Origin of the sequence: Brunnivagina elsteri CCALA 953, from assembly GCF_002289455.1 — a bacterium.
In the GTDB taxonomy this organism is placed as follows: Bacteria; Cyanobacteriota; Cyanobacteriia; order Cyanobacteriales; family Nostocaceae; genus Brunnivagina; species Brunnivagina elsteri.
In genome coordinates this window covers 1-6,600 of record NZ_NTFS01000366.1, presented here as the reverse complement: position 1 = coordinate 6,600, position 6,600 = coordinate 1, and the positions used below count along the sequence as shown (strand labels likewise).

The following is a 6,600-nucleotide window of genomic DNA, read 5'->3' as shown; positions in this document are numbered from 1 at the left end:
AAGTCATTGCTCACCGTTGTGCTTACCTTAATGGATTAATCTTTGCTCGCTAAATAAAAAGTGGGATGCTCCCAATTGATTATAAATGGCTTGTTGTTTGGCAAATTATAAATGGTAAATTTCAAGGTAAAGATTTGACGGCAGCAGATTTTACAGATGCTAATATTGAAGGTGCTGATTTGAGAGGGTTTGATTTAACTAATGTCAAATTCAATCATGCAAATGTGCAGAATACTCGGTTTGGATGGAATCAAGGAATTTCGGTAGTAATGCAATTGGAATTAAAGCAACGTGGTGCTTATTTTGAAGAAAAGTAAATATTGTAGGTTGAGTGGAGACGCACAACAGATATTTGTAGCGATATAATAAATCTATATTTGCGTCATAACCCAACATTTTATAAATTATTTGAAGCGTCTCTTAATCGTTGAGTTTAGATATTTTTGTGGCTTAAATAATTTCTATTTTCCCGATATCATGTGTTGGGTTACGCAAAGCCTTCAACGTCACTTGCTATAACGAGGGAAACCCTCGCAACGCAGTGACTCCCCAACCTACATGAGATTACTTATTTTAACTTAAAGAGGTCGGATATATTTAGCGAGCAATTAATTCTTCGATCGCGTTTGCTGCGGTGGGTAATTCTTTTGTTAAAATATCTGCATCTGTGTCTGTCACCAATACATCATCTTCGATGCGGATTCCTCGAACATCGGCAAACTGTTGCAAACGCTCCCAGTTGATTAAATATTGATAATGCGATCGCGCTGAATTTAAAATTGCTGGTACTTGATAAAATCCTGGTTCAATGGTAACTAACATTCCCGCACGCAAAGTCCGATTTAATCGTAAGTAACCCAAACCAAATCTTTGACTTCTGTCTCTTCCTTCTTCATATCCCGCTAAATCCCCCAAATCTTCCATATCATGCACGTCTAAACCAAGTAAATGCCCGATTCCGTGGGGAAAAAATACCGCATGAACGTCTTTTTCAACTAATTCTTCCGGTTTACCCTGCAAAATTCCTAAATCTACCAATCCCTCTGCAATTACTTGACAAGCTAAAAGGTGAATATCAGCATACTCAACTCCGGGATGCATCGCTGCAATACATGCATCATGTGCAGCTAAAACCACATCATAAATATCTCTTTGGGTAGATGAAAATTTTCCGGAAGTTGGAAATGTGCGAGTAATATCACCTGCCCAACCTGTGGGAGTTTCGGCACCAACATCAGCAAGCAGTAAATCTCCGGGTTGAATGGGATGATGGTAATGTTCGTTGTGCAAAATTTCACCATGAACGGTGACAATGCTGTTGTAGGAAGTCTTCATGTCATGGGCAATAATAACGCTTTCCATTGCTGCCCGAACTTCAGCTTCGGTTTTGCATTTGCTGACTGCTGCCATTCCGGCTTTATGGGCTGCGACGCTGACAGCAGAGGCTTTTCGCAATTCTATTAATGCACCTTCATCATGAATTAACCGTAATTTTACTATTGCCCTGGCTAATTCCAAATCTATACCTTGGGGTGGAATTTGCGGTAAAATCATCCGGTTGAATAGCTGGGTTTGTTGTGTCCATGTGGCAGCATCTTGGACAGCAATTGTGGCAGCATCTGGGATTTTTGAGGCTAATTCTGCCATTGGGTAAGCTGCATCTGCACCGATTTGTGCGGCTATTTCGTCCCGTTTGGCAGTTTCTCCATGCCATAATGCGCTGTTTGCTGTGGGTTCATCGATGAAGAGTTGGAGTTTACCTGCTTGGAGATGGATAGCGGCATTTGCTAGGGGTAATCCGGCAAAGTAAAGGAAATGACTGCTGGCACGGTAAGGAAATACATTTGCGGGAAAGTTGCGGGGATTGGTGTTTCCTGCCCAGAGAATTGCGGGGAAGTCGATTAGGGTTGAGAGTTTTTGGCGACGTTGACGGAGGTTTTCGATTAGGGATAATGGCATGGGCAAATCAGAATATTATAGGTTTTATTTATATGTTAGGTGCGATTTGTTGGATATGTGGGAAATTAAGAAAGAAGACGTTCCACCGGAACGTCTCTACAATAATGGGTTTAAATGTGATGATTTAATTAATTTTTATCATCTTTGTCTTTGGTGCGATCGCTATCTTTATCATTGTCTTTGTCGTCGTCATTTCTATCATCTTTATCGTTGTTTGTTTGAACTGGTTTTTGTTCCGATTGACTTTTGTAGCTGTTGGGTTGTGCTTGTTGTTGAGTCTCTGTTTTCGGAACTTCTGGTGTGGAAGTGCAGCTTGCGAGAATTATCGAAACGCTGGCAAATGCTAAAGTTGCCAGCAGTTTGCTTGTTAATAGGGAAATCTTCAAGTTTCTTTGCAACATTGATTTTCTCTACTTTTCTCTACTAAGGGTTAATAACACCTTTCTAGGGTAGAAGCATTTATAGAAAAGGTGACAGTTAAAAATTTAAGTAAGTAACCCTAAAAAGTCTTATTTTTCTGCGTGATTGTAATCAATAAAGTAAAATTTTGGCTCTAACCATAGCTTTAAAATTGCGTAAATTCCTAAGCCTAAAAGCGCCGAAATAACTAATGGGATGCCGACTTTGATTCTGAATGTATCCGGTAGCACTGCAACAATTGCAACCGTGACTGCAAAATATGCCAAAAGGAATAGTTGCCAGATTTGAATATTTTTTAATGCACCGCGACAACTGCTGCAATGTTGAGTATGCTGCTCATAACGATTTAAAACCTGTTTGCGGTCTTCATTAATTTTTGCGTAACCTAAAGCATTAATTCCAACTTCATGCCAAGGTAATTTCCCTTGAGAATATTTATCAAACCATTGGCGAAATTCAATCACTAAGCGGTCTGCACCCGTCGGCATTTTATAAGCTGTTTTCCAACTGCCAAAAGCTTGTCGTTGTTGTAACAAATATTCTTGCTGTTGGAGAAGCACCATATCCCCATCAAGAACTAAATTACGTTCTGTGATGTGGCTCCACCAACGAGGAGTGAAACGGTGTAGGGTTTTGGCGAAGTTGCGCGGGAACTGGGCAACAATCCGCGATTTACCTGGACTGATGGGAATACAGTAGGTGACTAATCCCAGTTGTTTACCGGAATTACCAAACTGAATTGCATATTCTAAACGACAAGGTGGTTCAAAGGTGATTGTACTTTTCAAATATCTTTCAATTGTCGCTTCAATTAAATTTGGTGTAGATTGGGAAATTCTGATGGGAACAGGTATGGCTTTATCGCGATTTCCTTGTACTCCGTGATGGGCAAAGGGTACGTGGCTGGGGTCGGCAACATTTTCTACAAGTGTTTGCCAGTCATATTCCAAATCGCGCACCATTGAAGACCAAACAAAGCCTTTGCCAGCGTCAATATTGGGCGATAAGGGTAATGGGGTATTCTCTGCAAGCTCCCTAGAATTAGTATCAAGCCATACCCAAAGTAAATCATTGGCTTGTCTAATGGGTAAGCTGACAACGCAAAAATTGTCTTTATTTTTACTAACAATTTCCGGGTTTTCCGCTTGGGGCATATGGGTGCAAGTACCTTGGAAATCAAATTGCCACCCGTGATAGCTGCACATTAAATTACCTGTTTTTTCGTCTACTCTGCCTTCACTTAATGGTGCTAAACGATGCGGGCATTGGTCTAAAAATACTTGGTATGTATCGGATGATTTGGGCTTCCAAATTACAAGTCGGATACCCAAAATGGTGACAGGAGTAGGTTTTTTGGGATATAAGTCTTCAATTGGCGTAACTGGATACCAGTGTTGAAAAAAGTTAAATTCAGTTTGCATGATTCGTGATGTGATATTTACTTAGGCTTACTCTTATTATAAAAATTACCAAATCGCAATTTGCTATTTACTTGCCACAATAGTAAAAAGAGCCTATATTCGAGTTTTTTATAATGTATTCCCAAAAACAAGCCAGGGTAAACCGTATTTCATCCTGTGATTGGTCGATAAAAGAGTTACCCGGTTTAAACGAAGAGGAAAAATTACAACTGCAAAATTGCGGAATTTCCACAACAAATCAACTGATTATCCAGGGGAAAACACCGCAATTGAGAATTGAATTAGCAAATCAATTACAAATTAATCTGAAATATGTAAATAAATGGATTGCGCTGGCAGATTTAGCCAGAGTACCCAGTGTGGGAACTCAATATTGCGGGTTACTGCTTCATGCTGGAGTTGGTTCGGTGATGCAATTAGCCCAAACCCCCACACATCGTTTGCACAGGCAAGTTTTACGGTTACAGGTAGCGACTATGCAACGACGGGATTTATGTCCTGCTGTTGAGGTTGTCCAGCAGTGGACTCAGCAAGCGAAAATGGTTAGTGGTTAGTGGTTAATGTTTTTACCCAATTCCCAATTCCCAATTCCCAATTCCCAATTCCCTAATTCTTTATCAATACTCCATTGAGGAAGATATCAGCTAATCCTTCTGCCATTGCTTGAAGTTCTTGTGGTGAGGCATCGGGAGATGCGATCGTTTCGTTGGAAAAGCCCGCGATCGCATCTTAGAAGCGGCACAGCGTTTGTTTGCCGCACAAGGATTTGACGGCACTACTACCCGCGATTTAGCCCAGACAGCAAGCGTAGCGGAAGGTACTTTATTTCGTCATTTTCCCAATAAAAAAGCAATTTTGGTTGAAGTTGCAACCCAAGGTTGGATCGAAATTCTCACCGACTTGCTGACGGAACTAAGTGAAATGGGCAGCTACAAAGTAAAATTAATGGTTATTGTTTGCTTATGAATACAAATATGGGTTTGACATACACTCGACTACTAGACTTAATAATCGCCAGGATAAACCAATTATTAGAGTCAATGCGTCAATTAATGTTAATTTTTCTAACGGTTGTTTTTCTGGGATGGGGCTTTTTACCGGAAGTCGCACTTGCTCAAACCCCAGCACTACCGACTGTTCCAGCTTCAGATATCGCTTCTAGTCAATCTACAAATAAGCCTGGAAATCAATCTTCAATTCAACCATATCTCGATCGAGTCATTAAAAATTTAACTGAGTTTAAGCTTGCGAATGGGATGAAATTCATCGTCTTGGAACGTCACCAAGCACCTGTAGTGTCATTTTTGACCTATGCTGATGTCGGTGGTGTGGATGAACCTGATGGTAAAACGGGTGTAGCACATTTTCTCGAACACTTGGCATTTAAAGGCACACCTCGCATCGGGACAACCGATTACAAAGCAGAAAAACCACTTCTTGATGCATTGGAACAGCTAAATACACAAATTACTGCTGCTAAAGCTGCTAAAAAAACCGAAGAAGTGGCAAAATTACAAGCTCAGTTTCAACAACTTGAAAAGCAAGCGACGAAACTGGTTAAACAAAATGAACTGGGGCAAATAGTCGAACAAGCTGGAGGAGTTGGTTTAAATGCAAATACCTCCACTGAAGCAACCCGTTATTTGTATAGCTTCCCCTCAAATAAATTAGAGTTGTGGATGTCGCTGGAGTCGGAAAGATTTTTGGAGCCTGTACTTAGTCGCGAATTTTTCAAAGAAAAAGATGTAATTCTCGAAGAACGTCGCTTGCGGGTAGAAAATTCTCCCATCGGTTTGATGATCGAAAAATTTACTGACGCTGCATACAAAACCCATCCTTACCGTCGTCCAGTTATTGGTTACGATGAAGATATTCGCAATCTTACACCTGCCGATATCAAAAACTTTTTTGCAACATACTACGTACCTAGTAATATCACAGTAGCTATAGTTGGTGATGTGAACCCGAAGGAAGTCAAACGATTGGCGCAAACATACTTTGGTCGGTATAAATCCAGACCAAAAGCTAAATCAAATATTCCTATCGAGCCGAAACAAACTCAAACAAGAGAAGTCACCTTACAATTAGCTTCCCAACCTTGGTATTTAGAAGGATATCACCGTCCAGCAATCACCCATCCCGATGAAGCTGTTTATGACATTATTGGCAGGTTGCTCAGTAATGGACGAACTTCAAGGTTGTATAAATCTTTGGTTGAGACACAACAATTAGCATTGGCAGCACAAGGTTTTAGCGGTTTCCCTGGTGATAAATACCCTAATTTGATGTTGTTTTATGCACTTACGGCTCCAGGGCGATCGGTTGACCAAGTGGCAGTAGCGTTGCGGAAGGAAATTGAGCGATTGAAAACGGAAGCTGTAACATCTGCGGAATTAGATCGAGTGAAGACACAAGCTCGTGCGGAATTGGTGCAACAACTCGACTCTAATATGGGGATGGCACAAGAGTTATTGGAGTATGAGGTTAAAACAGGTTCCTGGCGAAATTTATTCAAGAAATTGGATCGATTAGCGATGGTAAAAGCTACGGATGTACAGCGAGTTTCAAAAGCTACGTTTACACCGGAGAATCGCACCATCGGTAAGTTGTTGTCGAAGTGAAATCAGATCGATTACCCAAAATATCTGTTGAATCCCCCCTAACCCCCCTTTTCAAGGAAGGAAAATAAAAATCCAGTTCCCCCTGATATCTCGGAATTACCCCCCTTAATCCCCCCTTGCAAAGGGGGGAAACAAACTAGAAATCCAGTTCCCTCCCCTTAATAAGGGGAGGGTTAGGG

Annotated in this window: 6 protein-coding genes and 1 pseudogene; 4 read left to right on the top strand and 3 right to left on the bottom strand. The window is 40.9% G+C overall.

What is annotated here, in order from left to right:
- Positions 1–65 precede the first annotated feature (65 nt).
- On the top strand, positions 66–317 hold the full coding sequence (locus tag CK510_RS23960) for a pentapeptide repeat-containing protein (protein WP_095724062.1): 252 nt from the start codon (positions 66–68) through the stop codon (positions 315–317).
- A gap of 280 nt (positions 318–597) precedes the next feature.
- Here the strand turns inward: CK510_RS23960 and CK510_RS23955 are convergent, their stop codons facing one another.
- The 3 genes from CK510_RS23955 to CK510_RS23945 all read right to left on the bottom strand — a co-directional run bounded on the left by CK510_RS23955 (position 598) and on the right by CK510_RS23945 (position 3,800).
- A complete protein-coding gene (locus CK510_RS23955) occupies positions 598–1,959 on the bottom strand; it encodes an aminopeptidase P family protein (protein WP_095724061.1) in 1,362 nt (453 codons plus the stop codon).
- Positions 1,960–2,087: 128 nt separating this feature from the next.
- Positions 2,088–2,360, bottom strand: coding sequence for a hypothetical protein (locus tag CK510_RS23950; protein WP_095724060.1), 273 nt, complete (start codon positions 2,358–2,360; stop codon positions 2,088–2,090).
- A gap of 108 nt (positions 2,361–2,468) precedes the next feature.
- The gene (locus CK510_RS23945; RefSeq protein ID WP_095724059.1) at positions 2,469–3,800 is read right to left on the bottom strand and encodes an aromatic ring-hydroxylating dioxygenase subunit alpha; all 1,332 of its coding nucleotides are present in this window, start codon (positions 3,798–3,800) and stop codon (positions 2,469–2,471) included.
- A gap of 113 nt (positions 3,801–3,913) precedes the next feature.
- Between CK510_RS23945 and CK510_RS23940 the strand changes: the two genes are divergently transcribed.
- From CK510_RS23940 to CK510_RS23925, 3 genes and pseudogenes are all read left to right on the top strand, one after another.
- Complete coding sequence (locus CK510_RS23940; protein ID WP_095724058.1) at positions 3,914–4,354, top strand: DUF4332 domain-containing protein; 441 nt, start codon at positions 3,914–3,916, stop codon at positions 4,352–4,354.
- A gap of 130 nt (positions 4,355–4,484) precedes the next feature.
- A pseudogene (locus tag CK510_RS23930) lies at positions 4,485–4,754 on the top strand (TetR/AcrR family transcriptional regulator); the annotation flags it as partial.
- Positions 4,755–4,840: 86 nt separating this feature from the next.
- Positions 4,841–6,421, top strand: a complete 1,581-nt coding sequence (locus CK510_RS23925; RefSeq protein ID WP_211293284.1) for a M16 family metallopeptidase — start codon at positions 4,841–4,843, stop codon at positions 6,419–6,421.
- Positions 6,422–6,600: the final 179 nt, after the last annotated feature.